General features: G+C 46.4%; 23 protein-coding genes and 1 tRNA gene. 21 read left to right on the top strand and 3 right to left on the bottom strand.

The window, feature by feature from the left end; all coding sequences use genetic code 11:
- Positions 1-10: 10 nt before the first annotated feature.
- Together M3221_RS02905 and M3221_RS02900 are read right to left on the bottom strand one after the other, a co-directional pair.
- Positions 11-514: a right-handed parallel beta-helix repeat-containing protein gene (locus M3221_RS02905; protein ID WP_251270033.1), complete on the bottom strand. Its 504-nt coding sequence runs from the start codon at positions 512-514 to the stop codon at positions 11-13.
- Positions 489-914, bottom strand: a complete 426-nt coding sequence (locus M3221_RS02900; protein ID WP_251270032.1) for a right-handed parallel beta-helix repeat-containing protein — start codon at positions 912-914, stop codon at positions 489-491. Before M3221_RS02900 ends, M3221_RS02905 begins: the two co-directional genes overlap by 26 nt.
- A 598-nt stretch (positions 915-1512) precedes the next feature.
- On the opposite strand from M3221_RS02900, the gene M3221_RS02895 reads away from it, so the two are divergent.
- The 16 genes from M3221_RS02895 (at position 1513) to M3221_RS02820 (ending at position 15899) form a co-directional block, all read left to right on the top strand.
- Positions 1513-2427 (top strand): DUF4003 family protein, encoded by a 915-nt coding sequence (locus tag M3221_RS02895; RefSeq protein ID WP_251270031.1) that lies wholly within the window; start codon positions 1513-1515, stop codon positions 2425-2427.
- A 306-nt stretch (positions 2428-2733) separates the two neighbouring features.
- On the top strand, positions 2734-3915 hold the full coding sequence (locus M3221_RS02890; RefSeq protein WP_251270030.1) for an ATP phosphoribosyltransferase regulatory subunit: 1182 nt from the start codon (positions 2734-2736) through the stop codon (positions 3913-3915).
- A complete protein-coding gene (hisG, locus tag M3221_RS02885) occupies positions 3915-4553 on the top strand; it encodes an ATP phosphoribosyltransferase (protein WP_251270029.1) in 639 nt (212 codons plus the stop codon). The genes M3221_RS02890 and hisG overlap by 1 nt, the downstream gene beginning before the upstream one ends.
- 4 nt (positions 4554-4557) lie before the next feature.
- On the top strand, positions 4558-5823 hold the full coding sequence (gene hisD / locus M3221_RS02880; RefSeq protein WP_251270109.1) for a histidinol dehydrogenase: 1266 nt from the start codon (positions 4558-4560) through the stop codon (positions 5821-5823).
- A gap of 14 nt (positions 5824-5837) precedes the next feature.
- Complete coding sequence (hisB, locus tag M3221_RS02875) at positions 5838-6431, top strand: imidazoleglycerol-phosphate dehydratase HisB (protein WP_242231850.1); 594 nt, start codon at positions 5838-5840, stop codon at positions 6429-6431.
- Positions 6432-7070 (top strand): imidazole glycerol phosphate synthase subunit HisH, encoded by a 639-nt coding sequence (gene hisH, locus M3221_RS02870; RefSeq protein WP_251270028.1) that lies wholly within the window; start codon positions 6432-6434, stop codon positions 7068-7070.
- The gene (gene hisA, locus M3221_RS02865; RefSeq protein WP_251270027.1) at positions 7067-7798 is read left to right on the top strand and encodes a 1-(5-phosphoribosyl)-5-[(5-phosphoribosylamino)methylideneamino]imidazole-4-carboxamide isomerase; all 732 of its coding nucleotides are present in this window, start codon (positions 7067-7069) and stop codon (positions 7796-7798) included. The genes hisH and hisA overlap by 4 nt, the downstream gene beginning before the upstream one ends.
- The gene (gene hisF, locus M3221_RS02860) at positions 7795-8553 is read left to right on the top strand and encodes an imidazole glycerol phosphate synthase subunit HisF (protein WP_242231847.1); all 759 of its coding nucleotides are present in this window, start codon (positions 7795-7797) and stop codon (positions 8551-8553) included. The genes hisA and hisF overlap by 4 nt, the downstream gene beginning before the upstream one ends.
- Positions 8550-9179, top strand: a complete 630-nt coding sequence (hisIE, locus tag M3221_RS02855) for a bifunctional phosphoribosyl-AMP cyclohydrolase/phosphoribosyl-ATP diphosphatase HisIE (protein WP_251270026.1) — start codon at positions 8550-8552, stop codon at positions 9177-9179. The genes hisF and hisIE overlap by 4 nt, the downstream gene beginning before the upstream one ends.
- Before the next feature lie 100 nt (positions 9180-9279).
- Complete coding sequence (locus M3221_RS02850; RefSeq protein ID WP_251270025.1) at positions 9280-10791, top strand: tetratricopeptide repeat protein; 1512 nt, start codon at positions 9280-9282, stop codon at positions 10789-10791.
- A 100-nt stretch (positions 10792-10891) separates the two neighbouring features.
- Positions 10892-11845 (top strand): thioredoxin-disulfide reductase, encoded by a 954-nt coding sequence (gene trxB / locus M3221_RS02845; protein WP_251270024.1) that lies wholly within the window; start codon positions 10892-10894, stop codon positions 11843-11845.
- Positions 11846-12321: 476 nt separating this feature from the next.
- Positions 12322-12780 carry an NUDIX hydrolase gene (locus M3221_RS02840; protein ID WP_251270023.1) on the top strand — a complete coding sequence of 153 codons (459 nt, stop codon included), beginning with the start codon at positions 12322-12324 and terminating at the stop codon, positions 12778-12780.
- 20 nt (positions 12781-12800) lie between these two features.
- Entirely contained in the window at positions 12801-13682 is an 882-nt protein-coding gene (gene rapZ / locus M3221_RS02835) for an RNase adapter RapZ (RefSeq protein ID WP_251270022.1), read from the top strand.
- Positions 13679-14638: a gluconeogenesis factor YvcK family protein gene (locus M3221_RS02830; protein WP_251270021.1), complete on the top strand. Its 960-nt coding sequence runs from the start codon at positions 13679-13681 to the stop codon at positions 14636-14638. Before rapZ ends, M3221_RS02830 begins: the two co-directional genes overlap by 4 nt.
- 28 nt (positions 14639-14666) lie before the next feature.
- Positions 14667-15620: a DNA-binding protein WhiA gene (whiA, locus tag M3221_RS02825; protein ID WP_251270020.1), complete on the top strand. Its 954-nt coding sequence runs from the start codon at positions 14667-14669 to the stop codon at positions 15618-15620.
- 15 nt (positions 15621-15635) lie between these two features.
- The gene (locus M3221_RS02820; RefSeq protein ID WP_251270019.1) at positions 15636-15899 is read left to right on the top strand and encodes an HPr family phosphocarrier protein; all 264 of its coding nucleotides are present in this window, start codon (positions 15636-15638) and stop codon (positions 15897-15899) included.
- Between the two features lie 187 nt (positions 15900-16086).
- Here the strand turns inward: M3221_RS02820 and M3221_RS02815 are convergent.
- A tRNA-Arg gene (locus M3221_RS02815) sits at positions 16087-16158 on the bottom strand.
- Positions 16159-16360: 202 nt separating this feature from the next.
- Here M3221_RS02815 and clpP point away from each other — a divergent pair.
- From clpP to gap, 5 genes are all read left to right on the top strand, one after another.
- The gene (clpP, locus tag M3221_RS02810; RefSeq protein WP_311316119.1) at positions 16361-16987 is read left to right on the top strand and encodes an ATP-dependent Clp endopeptidase proteolytic subunit ClpP; all 627 of its coding nucleotides are present in this window, start codon (positions 16361-16363) and stop codon (positions 16985-16987) included.
- A 79-nt stretch (positions 16988-17066) separates the two neighbouring features.
- Entirely contained in the window at positions 17067-18398 is a 1332-nt protein-coding gene (gene rpoN, locus M3221_RS02805) for an RNA polymerase factor sigma-54 (protein WP_311316116.1), read from the top strand.
- Complete coding sequence (locus tag M3221_RS02800; protein WP_251270017.1) at positions 18391-18654, top strand: glutaredoxin family protein; 264 nt, start codon at positions 18391-18393, stop codon at positions 18652-18654. The genes rpoN and M3221_RS02800 overlap by 8 nt, the downstream gene beginning before the upstream one ends.
- Before the next feature lie 154 nt (positions 18655-18808).
- A complete protein-coding gene (locus M3221_RS02795; protein ID WP_251270016.1) occupies positions 18809-19840 on the top strand; it encodes a sugar-binding transcriptional regulator in 1032 nt (343 codons plus the stop codon).
- Positions 19841-19907: 67 nt separating this feature from the next.
- Positions 19908-20915 (top strand): type I glyceraldehyde-3-phosphate dehydrogenase, encoded by a 1008-nt coding sequence (gene gap, locus M3221_RS02790; protein WP_251270015.1) that lies wholly within the window; start codon positions 19908-19910, stop codon positions 20913-20915.
- The last annotated feature ends 110 nt before the right edge of the window (positions 20916-21025 follow it).

Here is a 21025-nt window from a genome sequence, read left to right as displayed (position 1 = left end):
CGCACAATGCTTAAAAAAATCGATACATAAAAATCGCCCATTTTAAAGATGCTGGAAGTGACTTTTCGGTAAGCGCTTCTTTCAAGCGGCTGAGAGAATCGGATGGATCTGTTTTTTTCTCGCTTTCTTTCTCTGCTGGAGAAGACGAATCAGCAGCCGGACCAGGCTCTTCAGCCGGGGGTACGAATGAAACAGAGCTGCCATTGTTGGAAACAACAGAAGAAGATAAATCATGGATGATCACTGCATCATGAGCGCCGGACACATGATTGTTTTTGATAACAAGGCCGGTGCCATCATTTGCTTCAATAGCGGTATGTCCGTTATCGGTTAAAGTATTATGGATTATTTCGTTCCCATTTGCGTGATCCAGCACATAAACACCCCGCTCGGCGTTTTGGGAGATATCGTTAGCGCTGATCACATTATTTTCTCCACCGCGAATGAATACTCCGCTGCTCAAATACGGTTTTGAGAGATGTCCGCCGTTACAGCTGATTTTGTTTCCGTACAATGTATGACCGTAGGCACTGTTTAAAAAAGCCTCCTTCTTTATTAGATGGGATGATGTTGTATTCTACCCGGCTGTGATGGGAGAAAGCGAATATCAATCCATATCCTCCATTGTTTTGCATCCGTTTGTGCCGAATCACCATGTTCTCAAGCAGAAGCGTGTAAGGTTTATCGCGTTCAAGAGCAATTCCGTCCGAAGAAGGAGTACCCTCTGTATGTTTAAACGTGCTGTTTGTTATTGTAATATTGGTGCCTGCGATAATGGATAAGCCCTGCCGGCGGTTATAGTCCGCCGTTACTCGATCAAGCTTTACTTTGTCTGGTACTTTCTTGACCGCATCCACGTTATTTTCAATTGTAAAGCCATCACCCGAAAAGTTTTTAGCCGTTACGCCGTTCACATAAATAGAAAACGCATTTCATGTAATATGAATACCGTGTCCCCATTCGTCATCATCCCTTGTGTGAGCGGTTCGGTCGCCAACAAGTGTACCTCCCGCTTTTTCTATGTACTTCATTTTTTATATATCTCCGAAATGACAAAGGGCTGCTTTTTTAACAAAAGCTGCTTTCTAGAAAAGTTCCTTCTCTTTATGCATGATTACAAGCAGTTTCACATAGTTTCACACAGAATAAAGCAAAAAGCCGGCCGGGAGAACATAGCTGCAGCCGTATTCCTTCGGTCGGTTTGAATGACGCTTTTATCCAATTATTTCACTGCTGCAAAATCAATCTGTAGCGTCCAAACAAAAACAATTTGGCTGTTCATTCTGTAACAGTTAAAAGGAAAATTGGTCCAGCAAACTTGCTTCATCAACATGATAGCACGAATTTGGGCACCAAAAAGCAGAGGTCAGTCCTATAAAATAGCCAGCTGTTTCTAAGTGACCGATGCGGGCAGGACAGAGGCGCTTTTGGCAGTAACGCGGAGGCAGAAAAACCGTTTCTTGAAACGATTTTGGCAGCAAATCGTATAAAAAGAAAAGGAGAGTGGCAGGAATGGACATAAAGCTATTGGAAGAAAACACAGCGATTTTGCGGAAAAAAGAAGGTAAATGGATCGACAAACGGCTTGTTCTCCTAACCGCTGCCCAATTTGCCGCCAGACAGCAGCCAATTAACATCGAAGCATTCAGGACGCTTTCAGCCAATATAAAAAAATCAGGATCGATGTTTTCTCCCCTTCGAACCATCCATTTTCCAATGGCTGGGCTCTTGATGCTTCAAGACGGCAGTGAAGAGGAGCGGATTGCCGAGCTGCACAGAAAGTATCACATTCTTCGTTCAGCTGGTTTCCGCTCTTCTCCGTACACGTATATTGCCGCTTTTTTAATGGGGCCATCTGTTCAGCCTGAGCGGATAAAAGAAATGTACCATACAATGAAAAAACATCACGTTTTACTTACATCAAATGAAGATTATCCAGCAGCTGCGATGATGGCCAGCCGGCCGGAAAGCATTCAAGAACTCGCAGGTGCCTCTGAACGGTATTATCATTTCTTTCATAAACATGGCTTTTGGAGGGGGAACGACCTTCAATTCCTGGCCAATATACTTGTGGCGAATGGATTGTTTCAAGAAAGTACCGCTGATGCCGTCTTACAGATGAAACGAAAGCTTGAGCAAAGCGGGATAAAAGTAAAAAGCATGCATTATCCAGCACTTGGCATGATGGCGCTGTCGGGAAGGGCAGAAACATGTGCGCCGGCTGTGCATGAATTAAAAAAATCTCCTGCATTAAAATGGAATAAAGATATGGCTGTCATACTGGCCGCCGTGTTTGTTTCTCAGGAAATGATCCAATCGTCTGCTGGATTAACGGCGGCTGTTCAAGCGATGATTCAATCCCAGCAGGCGGTCATCGCTGCTTCCACGGCTGGTGCAATAGCAGCTTCTTCTATATCAGGTGAATAAACCGGGCAGCCCCCGGTTTATTTGTGTTCAAAAAGGGCAGGTTTAAAATGATATAGTTCTCTTCCTTCCTGGCTTCCGGTTTAACCTGTCATCCCACTCCGGGGATTGGCACAATCATTGATAAACGGGCTCAGCTATATGGCAAAAAGCGACATAAACTTGGGATGTCTTATCCTTTCCGCAATCCAACGTCTGCCTATCGCTTTTTGGGCTTGACGTAAATTGTCAGAACCGTTAAACTACTACTAACATATCTTTAGTACATTAGCGAACTAAAGTAAAAATATCTATGATCGGGTGATAAAGATGTCGAAGCTGTTAATGTTTGAAAAGCCAGTTGGAATGCGGGATACACTGCCGCACATTTATGAAACGAAACGAAAAGTAAAAGAAGCGGCTGAGGGTGCTATGAGAAGCTGGGGCTACCGTTTTATTGAGACGCCGGCGCTTGAATATTATGAGACAGTCGGAGACGCATCAGCCATTTTGGATCGCCAGCTGTTTAAGCTGCTTGACCAGCAGGGCAATACACTTGTGCTTCGTCCCGACATGACGGCACCCATTGCGCGTGTGGCAGCATCGAAATTATTAAAAGAGCGTGTGCCGCTGCGCCTTGCTTATTCCGCAAGCGTATACCGCGCCCAGCAGCGTGAAGGTGGACGGGCTGCAGAATTTGAGCAAATTGGGGTAGAAATGATCGGCGACGAAACGATGAGTGCCGATGCGGAAGTTATTGCTCTGCTTGTATCTGTTATGAAGGAGACAGGTCTTGAGAAGTTTCAATTATCTCTTGGGCACATTCGGTTTACGGACGAGCTGTTTCGCCAAATTCTTGGCACGGAAGAGCGGGCTGAACAGCTGCGACGCTTCCTATATGAGAAAAACTATGTTGGCTACCGCGAGCATGTCAAAAACCTCCCGCTTTCATCTATTGATAAGCAGCGTTTGCTGCAATTCTTGAACTTGTCAGGCGGTATGGACTGTCTTGACGAAGCGGCAAAGCTGATCGAGGGAAGTGCAGGTGCCGAAGCGCTTGATGAACTCAGAATGGTGTTTGGCCGCCTGCAGGAATACGGCGTAGATGAGCATGTAACGTTTGATTTGCCGCTCGTCAGCCACATGAGCTATTACACAGGTCTTGTATTTGAAGTGTATGCGGACGGAGTGGGAGCACCCATCGGAAATGGCGGACGATATGACGATTTGCTTGGCAAATTTGGTCATCCAGCCGGTGCGACAGGTTTTGGCCTGCGCGTTGACTTTTTGCTTGAAGCCATTGGCCAGCTTGAAGACGAAGCAGGTGTTCACTGTGTGCTGTTCAGTAACGACCGACGTGTAGAAGCGATTGAGGAAGCACAAAAACGCCGCGCGGCAGGAGAATGCGTGCTGCTTCAGGACGTGGCCGGGGTAAAAGATGTAGATTCATTCACTGAGTCGTGCAAAAGTGTAACGTTTTTTGTCGGAAAATCATCAGGGGGGAACGTGTAATGTCCATGCTAACAATTGCGATGCCAAAAGGGCGGATCTTCGAAGAAGCGGCGGCGCTAATGCAGGAAGCAGGCTATAAGCTTCCGCCGGACTTGGATGAATCACGCAAGCTCATCATTGAAGTGCCGGAAGAAAACATGCGCTTTTTCCTGGCAAAGCCGATGGATGTAGCGACCTACGTTGAACACGGGGTAGCAGACGTCGGTATTGCCGGAAAAGACGTGCTGCTTGAAGAAGAGCGGGATGTATACGAATTGCTTGATTTAAAAATCAGTCCGTGCTACCTGGCGGTGGCAGGACTTCCAGATACAACACTCAATGAAGTAGCGCCAAAAATTGCGACAAAATATCCAACCGTGGCTTCTGCTTACTTCCGTGAAAAAGGCGAGCAGGTAGAGATTATTAAGCTGAACGGTTCGATCGAACTGGCTCCTTTAATCGGGTTGTCTGACCGAATTGTTGATATTGTATCAACTGGACGGACACTGCGGGAAAACGGGCTTGTTGAATATGAAACGATTGTTGGCATTACATCCCGTTTAATTGTAAATCCAGTCAGCTACCGAATGAAAAACGAAGAGATCTCGAACCTTGTTAACCGCTTAACGGATACAATTGAAGAAAAGGCGGTACGGTAACATGATCCAGATCAAACAGGTAACACCGGGGCTTTCAATCAAACGGTCGGTGGATGCGGGAACAGAAGAACAGCAGCGCATCGTGCGTGATATTATTCAAGACGTTCGCGAAAACGGCGACCGCGCGCTGTTTGCCTATACAGAAAAGTTCGATGGAGCGAAGCTGTACAGCTTAAAGGTCACGCAGGATGAAATTAACGACGCCTATGCTGAGCTGGATGATGAGATCATTAAAATTATCCGTGAAGCAGCAGAAAATATCGCGGCTTTTCATGCAAAGCAAAAAAGAGAAACGTGGCTGTACACAAATGAAGACGGCTCGATTTTAGGGCAGAAAATGACGCCGCTTGACTCAGTGGGCGTATACGTACCAGGCGGCACAGCTGCTTATCCGTCGTCTGTTCTGATGAATGTGATGCCGGCTAAAACAGCCGGCGTGGAGCGGATTGTGATGGTATCGCCGCCGTCGGCAGACGGCCGTCTGCCGGCAGGTGTTCTTGTAGCAGCCGATATTGCCGGTGTAAAGGATATCTTTAAAGTCGGCGGCGCTCAGGCAGTAGCCGCTCTGGCGTACGGAACGGACTCGATCCAGGCCGTTGATAAAATTACCGGGCCGGGCAATATTTTTGTCGCGCTTGCGAAGCGGGAAGTGTTCGGTGATGTTGACATCGATATGATTGCTGGGCCAAGTGAAATTGCCGTACTAGCGGATGACACAGCTTCCGCTAAAGAAGTGGCGGCGGATATGCTGTCACAGGCCGAGCATGATACGCGTGCATCGGCTGTTTTAGTCACGACGTCAGAGGCGCTTGCCAAAGAAGTGGCAGACCAAATCGAGCAGCAGCTTGCGGTATTGCCGCGGCAGGACATTGCACGGCCTTCTATTGAAGAGCACGGAGCGATTTACCTTGCTTCAACATTGGAAGAAGCGGTTGAAACGATTAATGCGATCGCGCCGGAGCACTTGGAAATCATGACAGAAAATGCGCTGGAGCTGACGAAAGACATTAAGCACGCTGGAGCCATCTTTGTAGGCCGGTACTCATCTGAGCCAGTTGGCGACTACTTTGCCGGTCCGAACCACGTCCTTCCGACAAATGGCACAGCTCGCTTTTCAAGTCCGCTTAATGTAGACGACTTTATGAAAAAATCAAGCATCATTATGTACAGCAAGAAAGCATTCGACAAACACGGAGCCAAAATTGCCGCGTTTGCGCGACTGGAAGGATTAGAAGCACATGCCCGCGCTATTGAAGCGCGCAACCAATAAAGGAGAGAGAGCAAATGGGGAATCGAAGTGCAGAGCTGCAGCGTTACACAGGCGAAACGAAAATTGACCTGGCATTCCAGATAGACGGAGAAGGAAAATCAAATATTCAAACAGGTGTGCCATTTATGGATCATATGCTGGATCTGTTTACACGCCATGGCCATTTTGATTTAACGGTTAAAGCAGATGGCGATGTGGAAGTAGATGACCACCATACAACGGAAGATATCGGTATCGTGCTTGGCATGGCGCTGAAGGAAGCGCTGGGCGATAAAAAAGGCATTAAGCGGTACGGAAACTTTTTCGTGCCGATGGATGATACCCTCGCACAAGTCGTGGTAGATTTAAGCAACCGTCCTCATTTTGAAATCCGGGGCGCTGACTTTCCATCGCAAAAAGTCGGCACCTTTGATACAGAGCTTGTACACGAATTTTTATGGAAATTCGCGCTTGAAGCTCGTATGAATCTGCATGTGATTATTCATTACGGAACAAATACACACCATATGATTGAAGCGGTATTTAAAGCGATGGCCCGTGCGATCGATGAAGCAGTCACGATTGACCCGCGCGTAAAAGGTGTGCCGTCAACGAAGGGAATGTTATAAATGATCGGAATTATCGATTATGGCATGGGCAATTTGTTCAGCGTATCGAAAGCACTTGAGCGAATTGGCATCCCATATGTGATTAGTGAATCACCAGAAGAGCTAAACAACACAAAAGGCGTTATTTTGCCTGGCGTTGGTGCGTACAAAGATGCGATGGCCCGTCTTCGTGAAACGAATCTTGATCAGTTTATTCATCAGTATGTGGACAGCGGCCGTCCGCTTCTTGGCATTTGTCTCGGTATGCAGCTTCTATTTGAAGAAAGCGAAGAAAATGGGCAGTTTGAAGGACTCGGTCTGCTCAAGGGACGGATTGTCCATATTCCAGACCGCGATGCGAACGGCGAGCGCTTGAAAGTGCCGCATATGGGCTGGAACAAGCTTCATTTTCACCAGGATGCACCGGTGCTTGAAGGCATTGAAGATGGTTATGTGTACTTCGTTCACTCGTACTATGCAGACGGAGTAGATAAAAACGCACTTCTGGCAAGCGCGGATTATGGTGTACAGGTACCGGCTGTTGTCGGGCAGAAGAACGTGTCAGGTATGCAGTTTCACCCGGAAAAAAGCAGTAAAACGGGAATGCAGCTGCTGACGAACTTTGCAAAAGCGATGGAACGATCGGAGGACATGCTATGAGTTTTACTATTTATCCGGCTATTGATATGCGCGGCGGCAAATGCGTCCGCCTTGTGCAGGGGGACTATAACCAGGAGACAATTTACGGGGACTCGCCATTTGATATGGCGAAGTCCTTTGTAGAGCAGGGAGCCGAATGGATTCACATGGTTGATCTTGATGGAGCAAAAGACGGCCAGCGTGTAAATGATACATTTGTGATTGAAGCAGCCCAAAAGCTGAATGCGAAGGTGCAAATCGGCGGCGGCATCCGGACGGAAGAAGACGTAAAGCATTATCTGGACAATGGTGTAGACCGGGTGATCATCGGCAGCCTGGCTGTAAAAGAGCCGGAGCTTGTCAAACAGTGGCTTCGTACATACGGGGAAAAAATTGCGATCGGCCTTGATGCAAAAAATGGCTTTGTGGCCACGCACGGCTGGCTTGAAACGTCATCTGTAAAAGCGGTGGACCTTGCTAAAGAATTTGCTGAAGCGGGTGCCGAAACGTTTATTTTTACGGATATCGCCAACGACGGCATGCTGTCTGGACCAAACGTAGAAGCAACGGCGGAGCTTGCACGGGAAACAGGAAAAAGCGTCATTGCTTCCGGCGGCGTTTCGTCACTGGACGATTTGCGTGCACTCGCAAAATGGAAAGAAGACGGACTCTCTGGCTCCATCTGCGGAAAATCGATTTATACAGGCCGTTTCACCGTAAAAGAAGCGCTGGAGGTGGCGGCCGAATGATGACAAAACGTATCATCCCCTGCCTGGATGTAAAAGAAGGGCGCGTCGTAAAGGGGATTCAATTTGTGGAGCTGCGTGACGCAGGAGACCCGGTGGAATTGGCGCGTGTTTATGATGAGCAGGGAGCGGACGAGCTTGTGTTTTTAGATATATCCGCATCGGTAGAAGGGCGTAAAACGATGGTGGATGTGGTGCAGGCTGTTGCGTCAGAGCTTGCGATTCCCTTTACGGTCGGCGGCGGCATTAACGCGCTTGAAGATATGAAACGCATTTTACGTGCAGGCGCAGATAAAGTATCATTGAATACAGCGGCTGTAAACAATCCGGATTTGATCAATGAAGGAGCCGCGTTTTTCGGCTCCCAATGTATTGTGATTGCCATTGATGCAAAATATGATGAATCAATTGGAACGTGGCGCGTGTATACACACGGCGGACGTACGCCAACTGAGCGGACCGTCATTGACTGGGCAAAAGAAGCGGTCGAGCGCGGTGCCGGGGAAATTTTGCTGACAAGCATGGACGAAGACGGGAGCAAGCAAGGCTTTGATATTGCCCTGACAAAAGCAGTTGGTGATGCAGTCTCGGTTCCGGTGATTGCGTCAGGCGGTGCTGGGGGCGCAGAGCACTTTTTGGATGTGTTTACAGAAGCGAAGGCTGATGCAGCGCTTGCCGCTTCTATTTTTCACTATAAAGAAACCGGCGTTGGAGAGGTCAAACAATTTTTGCGAAATGCAGAGGTGAACGTCAGATGATTGACGAAGTGAAGTTTGATGAAAAAGGACTCGTGCCTGCCATTGTACAGGATGCGACGACGTATGAAGTATTAACACTTGCTTATATGAATGAGGAATCTCTAAAAAAAACGATGGAAACAGGCGAAACGTGGTTTTACAGCCGTTCCCGCCAGGAGCTTTGGCATAAAGGAGCTACAAGCGGCCATACACAAAAAGTCGTTTCCATGCAGTTTGACTGCGATAAAGATGCGATCGTTGTAAAAGTGGAGCCGGCTGGTCCTGCCTGCCACCGCGGCACAACAAGCTGCTTCGATGAACCCTTTTACGGAGAAGACAATGTGTCACTTCCATATTCAATTCTGCAGCAGCTGGAGCAGGTTATTGCAGACCGTGAGCAAAACCGTCCGGAAGGTGCTTATACAACGTATTTGTTTGAAAAAGGTGTCGATAAGATTTTGAAAAAAGTCGGCGAAGAAGCGGCAGAAGTTATTATTGCCGCGAAAAATCGCGACAAGGAAGAGCTTCAGTGGGAAGCGGCCGATCTGTTGTACCATCTGCTTGTTCTGCTGCGTGAGCAGGATTTAGCTTTGGACGATGTATTATCCGTTCTAGCGCGCCGCCACGAAGGGAAAGACAAAGAATAAAAAAAGCCGGCCTTTTTTAGGCCGGCTTTTCATCTGTTTTTCTGCTGGTACGTATGCTATACTACATAAGTTAATCATACAGAACGTACGGAGGATTTTCATGGGAAATGACTCAATGCGCCGGAAACAGAAAGAGAATGTTGTCTCATTTTTTCCGACAGGAGAGTTTTATTATATAAAAGGCATGAAGGCGCTTGAAAAAAGAGAGCTGCCGAAAGCAAAAAAATACCTTTCGCGTGCCATGGATCTTGAGCCGCTGGAACCTATTATTGCTTGTCAGCTCGCCATTGTGGAAACGGAGCTTGGGCATTATGAGCAATCAAACGGCCTGCTTCATTTTGTGCTGGATGACTTGGATCCGCATATGACGGAGTGTCATTATTTCCTTGCGAACAATTATGCACACCTCGGTTCGTTTAAAGAAGCTTTTCGCCATGCACAAATGTACTTGGATTTAGCTGAGCACGGGGAGTACCGAGAAGATGCGGAGGACCTGCTCGATTTGATTACGCTCGATCATGAAGAAGAGTTCGAGGATTTATCCGAACAGGATGAGATGATTGAAATGCAGGAAAAATCACGATTCCTGCTTGAAAGCGGACATTTTGCCAAAGCGGCGGAACACTTAGAAGAAACAGTTAAGAAGTACCCGGATTTCTGGGCAGCATACAATAATCTTGCATTGGCCTATTTTTATCTTGGACAATCAGAAAAAGCATACGGGGTGCTTGAGGATGTACTTGAGCGTAACCCGGGCAACTTACATGCCATCTGTAATAAAATCGTGTTTTACTTTTACGAAAAAAAGCAGGAACAACTGAACGATTTAGCAGACCAGCTGGCGAAAATTCAGCCGCTTATCCCAGATCAGCAATTTAAAATCGGTGCTACCTTTGCCCTGATTGGACGATATAAAGAGGCTTACCGCTGGCTGAAAAAACTCCAGAAAAGCGGGTTTGAGGGAGATGCCGGGTTTTACTACTGGCTTTCCTATGCGGCCCACCACACAGACCATCCGCAAACCGCACGCTCGGCCTGGAAAAAAGTATTGCAGGATAATCCGGAAAAAGAGGGACTTGAGCCGTGGGGAGCTGGAAGAGCAGAAAGTGAAATAGAACGTGATCCGGAAGCGATTATCGGCTATTTAAATGGGAAACGGGATGAAGAGCGATTGTTCGGCATTTTCCTGCTTTCGTTAGCGGCCGATCATAAAGAAATCATGACGCATCCGAAGTTTTGTGACATTGAAACGCTGCAGCCATACGAAAAAATTTATCTGGCGGACATCCTTGGCATGCCGATCGATCATACGCTTTTAAGTGAAATGAATACGCGTCTTGCCCATGAAACGGCTCTTGTTTTATACCGTCATTTCCGGCCGCTTGGCTCACAGGAAGCAGGATTGTTTTTAATGTGGTTCTCTATTTTCCTGGAACTGCAATATCAAAAAGCAAATATGACGAAGCCGGCCGGTCTTGCCGCTGCAGTAGAATACGTATGGCGCAAACTGCGCAATGAACCGTTTAGTCAGTCGGAAGCGGGGGAAAAATATAGCGTGTCTGTTTCAACGGTACAAAAGTACGCTAAATTTATTCGTGAACACCTGCTTTGAGCAGAATAATAGACGGAATAAAGGAATTTCAGTACGATGAAAGTAACATCTTACTTATACGCTTGAGGGTATTTATTTTGATCATAAAGGAGAATCAACTATGACAGCTGAAGAAAAAATTTATGATGTCATTATTATCGGTGCCGGTCCTGCAGGGATGACGGCAGCTGTGTATACATCCCGGGCTAACCTTTCTACGCTCATGATCGAGCGCGGTGTACCGGGCGGGCAAATGGCCAATACGGAAGAAGTAGAAAACTATCCAGGCTATGACCATATTCTAGGGCCTGAGCTTTCAACAAAAATGTTTGATCACGCGAAAAAATTCGGTGCTGAATACGCATACGGCGATATCAAATCCATTACAGACGGCAAGGAATATAAAACCGTTAATGCGGGTTCAAAGCAGTATAAAGCACGGGCAATCATTATTACAACAGGTGCACAATACAAAAAAATCGGCGTGCCGGGTGAAAATGAACTAGGCGGCCGCGGTGTGTCATATTGTGCAGTATGTGACGGCGCGTTCTTTAAAGAAAAAGAACTGGTTGTTGTGGGCGGCGGAGACTCTGCCGTTGAAGAAGGCGTTTATTTAACACGCTTTGCGAAAAAAGTAACGATTGTTCACCGCCGCGATGAACTGCGAGCACAAAAGATTTTGCAGGATCGCGCTTTTGCGAATGAAAAAGTAGACTTTGTCTGGAGCCACACAGTAAAAGAAATTAACGAAAAAGATGGGAAAGTCGGCAGCGTAACGCTTGTTTCAACTAAAACGGGTGAAGAGCGCCCATTCCCGGCAGATGGTGTATTTATTTACATCGGCATGGTGCCGCTGACAAAGCCATTTGAAAGCCTGGGCATCACAAATGATGAAGGCTACATTGTAACGAATGAGAAAATGGAAACGAAAATTCCTGGCATTTACGCAGCCGGTGACGTTCGTGAAAAAATGCTCCGTCAAATCGTTACAGCTACAGGAGATGGAAGTATTGCTGCCCAAGCAGCCCAGCATTTTGTAGAAGAATTAAAAGAAGAACTCGGTGTAAAAGCGTAACCTTTTCTTTACGTTCTCGTCATCGTTTTGAAATATAAGGGTGGTATAGTAAAGATGTAATCAAACTGCCCCCTGCAGCTTTTTTACACGCGTCTGGTACTCAGTACCAGGCGCTTTTTTTAGGCCCACAGGAAGTGGGTCACAAAAGCGTTGTCGCAGGACGCGGCGGTTTTAGCTTTTGATCCATTGCATTCAAGGGTCACGAAGGCGTTGCAACAGGACGTCGCGCTTTTAGCCTTTGCTCTTTATAAAATAATGCTCTAACATTGTCCAGCTGCAACGGCCAGCCCCTCGGGGTCATAAGTCAACCTGTCTATGTGGCAAAAAGCGCCACTCCGACAGGTCGTCTTATACCTGTCGGGGCTAAACGGCCGTTTTCGCTTTTCTTATAAAAAACACCCGGCAGCGTTGCACTTATTCGGCTGTCACCGTATAATGAAGGAAATATCTGTTGGCAGTTTGACGGGGGTGTTATTGTGCAGCGTGTCACAAATTGTGTACTGATGAGAGATGGGCAGGTTTTATTAATGCAAAAGCCCCGCCGCAATTGGTGGGTGGCGCCAGGAGGCAAAATGGAGCCTGGTGAATCCGTACGGGATGCAGTGATTCGAGAGTATCGGGAGGAAACAGGTTTATATTTGCGCAACCCGAATGTAAAAGGAATTTTCACATTTATTATTAAAGATGGCGAAAAAGTGATGGATGAATGGATGATGTTCACTTTTTTTGCAGACCAGGCCGATGGCAGTCCGCTGACTCACACGCGGGAAGGCGATTTGCACTGGAAGCCGATTGAAGAATTAAAAGAACTGCCGATGGCAGAAGGAGACCGCCATCTGCTTGAATATATGGTGCATGGGACCGGCCTGCTTTATGGAGCCTTTACATATACACCTGATTTTGAGTTGATCTCGTATCGACTGGACCCAAGCTGATGGAAGAGAGGGGACTAACAATGGCGAATGATGTACAGCTTGTAATTATTACAGGAATGTCTGGAGCTGGTAAAACGGTGGCCGTTCAAAGCTTTGAGGATCTTGGCTTTTATTGTATGGACAATTTGCCGCCAACACTCCTGCAGCCGTTTTTAACGCTGATGAAAGATTCGGGGCAAAAGTTAAAAAAAGTAGCCATCGTTATGGACATGCGCGGGCGTGAATTTTTTGACCACCTGCAAACCGCTCTTGATGAAGCGGCCGAAACATTAAACACGGCACCAAGGGTGTTATTTTTAGATGCAGAAGATGAAGTATTGGTGCGCCGGTATAAAGAAACACGCCGTACGCATCCTCTGTCGCGTGATGATCGCCCGCTTGACGGCATTCATCAGGAGCGTGAGCTGTTAAACGACCTGCGTGGCCGTGCAAATATGATTTTAAATACATCCCAAATGAAGCCGAAGGATTTGCGTGAAAATATCATGAAAGAGTTTTCACCAAATAAACAGGCGTCTTTTACGGTAAATGTTATGTCATTCGGCTTTAAGCATGGCCTTCCGATTGACGCGGATCTTGTTTTTGATGTTCGTTTTTTGCCGAATCCGCACTATATTGAGCACATGCGTCCACGCACAGGACTTGAAACAGACGTGGCTGAATATGTGATGAAATGGAATGACACACAGAAGTTTTTAGAAAAAGTGACCGATTTGCTGACCTTTATGCTGCCGCATTATAAAATGGAAGGCAAATCACAACTGGTAATTGCCATTGGCTGTACCGGCGGACAGCACCGGTCTGTCGCTTTAGCAGAGTATTTGGCTAATTACTTTGCAGACGGGTATCAAACGCGCGTGACACACCGTGACATTGACAAGAGAAAGGCCGCAAAAGCATGACGTCCCGTCAGCCGAAAGTTGTCATAATCGGCGGGGGGACCGGTCTTTCAGTCCTGCTTCGGGGGCTTAAGCGCCATCCGATTGACCTTACCGCTATTGTCACTGTAGCAGATGACGGGGGCAGTTCTGGGAGGCTCCGGTCCGAACTAAACATTCCGCCGCCTGGTGATATTCGCAATGTGCTGGCGGCGCTTTCCGATGTAGAGCCGCTCGTAGAGTCTTTGTTTCAGCATCGGTTTACAACAAACAATGAATTGTCAGGGCACGCCCTTGGCAATTTAATGATTGCCGCACTTTCTTCGATTACAGGCGATTTCGGGCATGCGATTCAGGAAATGAGCCGGGTGCTCAATGTTCGGGGAAAAGTGCTTCCGGCTGCCAATCAAAGCGTTGTACTTCATGCGGAGATGGAAGACGGGACGGTTGTGTCCGGTGAATCTAAAATCCCCTATTCCGGCAAAAAAATCCGACGGGTGTTTTTAACACCGGAGCACATTGAGCCGCTTCCAGAGACGATCCGTTCTATTCGGGAAGCAGATATGATTATTCTCGGCCCAGGCAGTTTATACACAAGTATTCTGCCGAATTTGCTTGTGCCTGGAATAGGGGAAGAAGTTTGTGCTTCAAAGGCAAAAAAAGTGTATATCTGCAATTTAATGACACAGGCAGGGGAAACTCTTGATTTTACAGCATCAGATCATGTCCAGGCGATCTATGATCACTTGAACTGCTCGGCGATGGACACGATTTTAGTAAATAAGGAACCCGTTCCGGCAGACATACAGGAACTGTACAAAGAAGAAATGGCGAAACCGGTTGTGTATGACGTGGAAAGGCTGCGGGGGCTCGGACTGGATGCCATTTTTGATGACATTCTGACATTCGAGAACTCTATAATCCGCCATGATACAGCCAAAGTCGCTGAAATACTTGTGCGCCTCATCCCAAAACGGTAAGCGGGTATCAAGAGAGGAGTGGATGGTGGTGTCTTTTGCATCAGAAACAAAAAAAGAGTTAACGACGATTGAAACGAGCGGATGCTGCGCGAAAGCAGAGCTATCTGCCCTGATCCGGATGAATGGCTCCCTGTCGTTTTCAAACCGGCAGCTTGTTGTGAACATTCAAACGGAAAATGCGGCCATTGCCCGGCGCATTTATGTCCTAATTAAACGAAATTATGACGCGGCGGTTGAATTGCTGGTCCGCAAAAAAATGCGGTTAAAGAAAAATAATGTCTATATTGTGCGGTTAAAGGAAAACGCACAGGTTATATTAGACGACTTGGGCATTATCGAAGACGGCTTTTCGTTTATTCATCATATTGCTTCACGGATAACGGAAAAAAATTGCTGCCAGCGTGCGTATCTGCGCGGCGCTTTTTTAGCGGGGGGCTCGGTCAATAATCCGGAAACCTCGTCTTACCATTTGGAGATTTTTTCTTTATATCAGGAGCATAATGAAGCGTTATGCACTTTAATGAATGAATTTAGCTTGAATGCGAAAACGCTCGAACGAAAAAAAGGATTTATTACGTATTTAAAAGAAGCAGAAAAAATTTCTGATTTCTTTAGTATTGTAGGAGCGCACAGCGCGCTCATGCGGTTTGAGGACGTGCGGATTGTCCGGGACATGAGAAACTCCGTCAACCGTCTTGTAAACTGTGAAACAGCGAATTTGAACAAAACGATCGGGGCGGCTTTGCGCCAGGTCGAAAATATAAAGTTTATTGATCAAACGGTCGGTCTCGGTATTTTGCCAGACCGGCTGCGTGAAATTGCAGAGCTGCGGGTTCTTCATCAAGATGTAACATTAAAAGAGCTTGGAGAAATGGTATCAGGCGCAGCAATCAGCAAATCAGGCATTAACCACCGTCTGCGAAAAATTGACGAAATAGCAGATAAGATCCGGGCCGGTGAAATGGCGGCAGCCGAGAAATAAAAAGGATGTGGCAACATGGCAGAAAAAACAGTACATGTACAATTAAAATCTGGTTTACAGGCAAGACCGGCTGCTCTTTTTGTACAGGAAGCAGCTCGCTTTCATTCAGAAATTTTTCTTGAGAAAGACGGAAGAAAATATAATGCGAAAAGCATTATGGGGATCATGAGCATTGCTTTGAACACCGGAGAAGAAGTGACAATCAGCGCAGAAGGCCGCGACAGCGAGGAAGCAGTCGGAAAAATGGCCTCACTCATCGAACGGGAAGAATGGATATAAAAAAGCGCCCTGCCAATTCGGCAGGGCGCTTTTTTTGCACAATAGACAGAAGCTGCATTACAGAAGAGTGATTGATATGCCAAAAGAGCGGATGACGGGTCAGGCTGCTCAAATGATAACCCTGTCATAGATGAAAAAGAAAAATAAAAAACCAGCAGCTTAAAGAATAAGCCGCTGGTTTTTGGGACGTCCTCGGCAGGAATCGAACCTGCATTTCAAGCTTCGGAGGCTTGCGTGCTATCCGTTGCACCACGAGGACATGTGATTTACGGTACAATTTAAGATTATAGAGTAAGATTTGAATAAATGCAATAGAAATTCAAAAAAATATTTACAGAAAGAAAAACAGTTTCGTTTAGCAGGATTTTGAAAGGGAAAAGAAGAAAACGTACATAAACAAAAGCATAATGTTTGACCTTCACTGACCTTGGATTGTATGATGGTTAAACAATAAAGCTATTATCCAAAGGAGGAACCACAGTATGAATTTAATTCCTACAGTTATTGAACAAACAAACCGCGGTGAACGCGCGTATGACATTTATTCCCGTTTGTTGAAAGACCGCATTATTATGCTTGGAAGCGGCATTGATGATAATGTGGCAAACTCAATCGTAGCTCAGCTTTTGTTCCTTGAAGCAGAAAACCCAGAAAAAGATATTTCTATCTACATCAACAGCCCGGGCGGCAGTATCACAGCTGGTATGGCGATCTACGATACAATGCAGTTTATTAAACCGAATGTACAGACGATCTGTATCGGTATGGCTGCTTCCATGGGGGCTTTCCTTCTTGCTGCAGGTACACCAGGCAAGCGTTACGCTCTTCCGAACAGTGAAGTCATGATTCACCAGCCGCTTGGCGGAGCGCAGGGCCAGGCAACAGAAATCGAAATCGCAGCGAAGCGTATTCTATTCCTTCGTGAGAAATTAAACGGCATCCTGTCAGAGCGCACTGGCCAGCCGCTTGAAGTCATTGCACGCGATACAGACCGCGATAACTTTATGACAGCGGATCGTGCGAGAGAATATGGCCTTGTAGACCATATCGTTACACGTAATGAAGTTACAAACAAAGAAGAAAAATAAGGAATTTCAAAAGACCTGCTGCAGCGGGTCTTTTTTTTCATGCCGCTAATCTGTATAATAGCGGTAAGGGGGAGATGGGATGAACATGCAAATGAAGCCGGGACTCTGGCAGCAGCAGACGATGAAGCTGGCCATGACGCAGGAATTAACGCAGGCCATTACATTGCTTCAATATTCAGCGCAGGAGCTGGCAGCGTTTTTGGAAACAAAGGCCGTCGAGAACCCGTTTATTCAATTAGAAACGCCTTCATTGAAAGCGCTTCATAAAAAAGAACGTGCCCAGTCAGGAGCAAAAGCGGCAGATGATAAAAACTGGATCGAGCACATTGCGGATTCTTCTTATACCATCACGGATTATGTGCAGGCTCAATTTCAGTTGAAAGAATTAACCGATAAACAAAAACGGATTCTTCGTTTTTTATTAGATAACATGGACGAAAACGGCTATATGACGATTGACAGCAAGGAAGCAGCCGTCTTGATGGGGGAGAACAAAGACGAAGTCCAATTGGTACTCGATATGATCAAGTGGATGGAGCCGGCAGGAATCGGAGCCGGCAGTTTGCAGGAATGTCTTCTTCTGCAGGTGGAACGGCGCCTGGATGCACCTTTTTTAGCGGAGACAATTCTTCGTAGTCATTTTATCGAGTTTGCCGATAAAACATGGAAGCCGCTCGCCAAAAAGCTTGGTGTTGAACTAAAGGATATTCAGCAGGCGGCTGATTTTATTCGAACGTTAAATCCAAAGCCAGGTGCTTCTTTCGGAAACGGATCTTCCTGCTATGTGCAGCCTGATGTAGCGGTAACCGTTAGCGGAGAGACCATAGAAGTCCATCTTTATGATGACGATTTACCGAAAGTTATTTTTGAAAAAGAATATTTTAATGAATTGGCTTCACACGCGGACAAAGAAGTGAAGCGGTTTATAAAAGAAAAAGAAAAAGACTATCAGTGGCTCATGAGAAGCCTTGAGCAAAGACAGCAGACCATACAGCGGGTAGGACTTAAAATTGTAGAAAAGCAGCGCCGTTTTTTCTTTGACGGGCCGGGCTCCCTTCAGCCGCTTACGATGAAAGACATTGCTGAAGAGCTGAACATTCATGAATCAACCGTAAGCCGGACCGTACGGGGGAAGTACATGCAGACTCCGTTTGGCACATGCGAATTAAAAACCTTTTTCCCATCCGGTATGGCTGCTTCCTCAGAAGAAGGCGAAACGGCCTCTTCCAACCAGGTGAAAATACGTATTCAAGCGCTCGTCTCAGCGGAAGACAAGAGAAAGCCGCTGTCTGACCAGGCTATTTGTTCTGCGCTTTTAAAAGAAGGGATGGCTGTTTCAAGAAGAACAGTCGCCAAATACAGAGAACAATTAAATATACCATCTTCAGCAAAGCGCAAAAGATATGAATAAGAGCGATCATATGACGATTTATTTCTATACAAGACCAGGCTGCCATTTATGTGACGACGCTAAAAAAGTCGTCGTCCCCATCGCGCAGGAATTGAATATAGAGATGCTTGAACGAAACATTGATACAAAAGATGAATGGACAGAAAAATACGGATTAATGATTCCGGTTGTTGAAATGGGGGGAGAGCTTATGGCTTATGGCCACGTGGAACGCCGCTCTCTCTTAACACAACTGAAAGGAAGAGTTAACGAATAATTTAAAAAAATAACGAGCTCTTTTCGTTGATTTTTAAATAATGCCCTGCTACAATGAATTTGTAAGCAGGGAAAAATTTTTTTCGCCGGGGTGGGACATTAAAAGTTTCAACTGGGACGAAAGAGAACCCAAAGACCGAAGAGGAGCGCGGGATATGAAACCGATCTTAAATATTCAACAGCAGCTCGTACCGGACCTGCTTGACATTATGCAAAAACGCTATCGTCTTTTGCAGGCGGTTCGAATTGCCGGGACAGCTGGCAGACGTACGCTTGCCCAGTCACTGAGCATGACGGAACGTGTTGTAAGAAGCGAAGCGGAGTTTTTAAAAGAGCGCGGACTGCTCGATTTCAGTGCATCAGGCATGAAATTAACAGAAACGGGTATGGATGTGGTGAGGGAGCTGGAAGAGCTGATGCTCGAGCTTAAAGGCATTGATTCAATGGCCGAAGAGCTGAAGGCCCGCTACAATTTATCGGAAGCTGTTATTGTGCCTGGCAATTGTGATGAATCGGCATTCGTGAAAAAAGCAATCGGTGAGGCGTGCGTAAGCCGCATAAAGAGCAGGCTCAGCGGTAAAACTATCATCGCTGTAACAGGCGGCTCGACAATGGCGGAAGCAGCAAGAACGATGAAACCGGATTTTGCAGAAGGGAAACAAGTATTATTTGTGCCGGCACGGGGCGGTATTGGGGATGATGTCCGCAATGAAGCCAACACGATCGCTGCATTAATGGCACAGAATACAAACGGGTCACACCGTGTGTTGTACGCACCGGAGCGAATCAGCCCTGATGTGCGCGAATCTCTTCTTCAGGAGCCGGCGATCAAAGAAGCAGTCAGCATGATCCAGTCTGCAGACATTGTTCTCCATGGCGTCGGGAATGCAATTTCGATGGCAAAGCGCCGCAAAACACCAGAAGCGGAACTTGCGATGCTGGAACAAAATGAAGCAGTGGCAGAAGCATTTGGCTACTATTTCAACAAAGAAGGCGAAGTGATTCAGAAGCTATCAACAATCGGCTTGAAACTGGATGATCTGCAGCATGCCAAAGTCGTAATTGCGGCGGCAGGCGGCGCATCAAAAGGGAAAGCGATTCGTTCGTATTTAAACGGATCACCAAAGCTCGATATTTTAGTGACAGATGAAGCAGCCGCAAGAGAATTGCTTGAAGACCTATCTTAACGCGAACATCCGCCAGTTCTCACATGAACTGGCGGTTTGATAAACAATTTCGAGGAGGAAATCACTCATGGCAGTAAAAATTGGTATTAATGGTTTTGGACGTATTGGACGTAACGTATTCCGCGCAGCACTTAAAAATCCGGAAGTTGATGTTGTAGCAATCAACGACCTTACAGATGCAAATATGCTTGCACACCTTTTAAAATACGATACAGTTCACGGCACACTTGACGCGGACGTAACAGTTGACGGCGATACAATCGTTGTAAACGGCGAGCGCGTAAAAGTAACAGCTGAACGCGATCCAGCGCAAATTCCTTGGGCAGCTAACGGTGCGGAAGTAGTTGTTGAATCAACTGGCCGTTTCACAAAACGTGCAGACGCAGCGAAACACCTTGAAGGCGGCGCGAAAAAAGTCATCATCTCTGCTCCGGCATCTGATGAAGATATCACAATTGTTATGGGTGTTAACGAAGATAAATACGATGCAGCGAACCACCAAGTTATTTCAAATGCATCTTGTACAACAAACTGCTTGGCTCCATTTGCAAAAGTATTGAACGAAAAATTCGGTATCGTACGCGGTATGATGACAACAGTTCACTCTTACACAAATGACCAGCAAATTCTTGACCTGCCACACTCTGACTACCGTCGTGCGCGTGCAGCAGCAGAAAACATGATCCCAACTTCTACAGGTGCAGCGAAAGCCGTTTCTCTTGTGCTTCCTGAATTGAAAGGCAAACTAAACGGTATGGCTATGCGCGTTCCAACACCAAACGTTTCTGTAGTTGACCTTGTAGCAGAATTGAAGCAAGATGTAACAGCTGAAGAAGTAAACGAAGCGCTAAAAACAGCTGCTGAAGGCGACCTTAAAGGTATTCTTGCTTACACTGAGCTTCCACTTGTATCATCTGATTACAATGGCTCACCAGCTTCTTCAACAATCGATGCTCTTTCAACGATGGTTATGGAAGGCAACATGGTAAAAGTTCTTTCTTGGTACGATAACGAGAACGGCTACTCAAACCGCGTTGTTGACCTTGCTCAATACATCGCATCAAAAGGTCTTTAATTAAAACACACTGATTTTTTAAGCTATAACTTGGAAATCAACAGTTCACCATCTATAATGAAAAGGTGAAACGGGGAGCGGGATACAATCCCCGCTCCCTTTTTTTTGTG

Source organism: Domibacillus indicus, from assembly GCF_023715895.1.
Classification (GTDB): Bacteria; Bacillota; Bacilli; order Bacillales; family Domibacillaceae; genus Domibacillus; species Domibacillus indicus_A.
The sequence above is the reverse complement of the archived record's forward strand: the minus strand, read 5'-3'. Positions and strand labels throughout refer to the sequence as shown.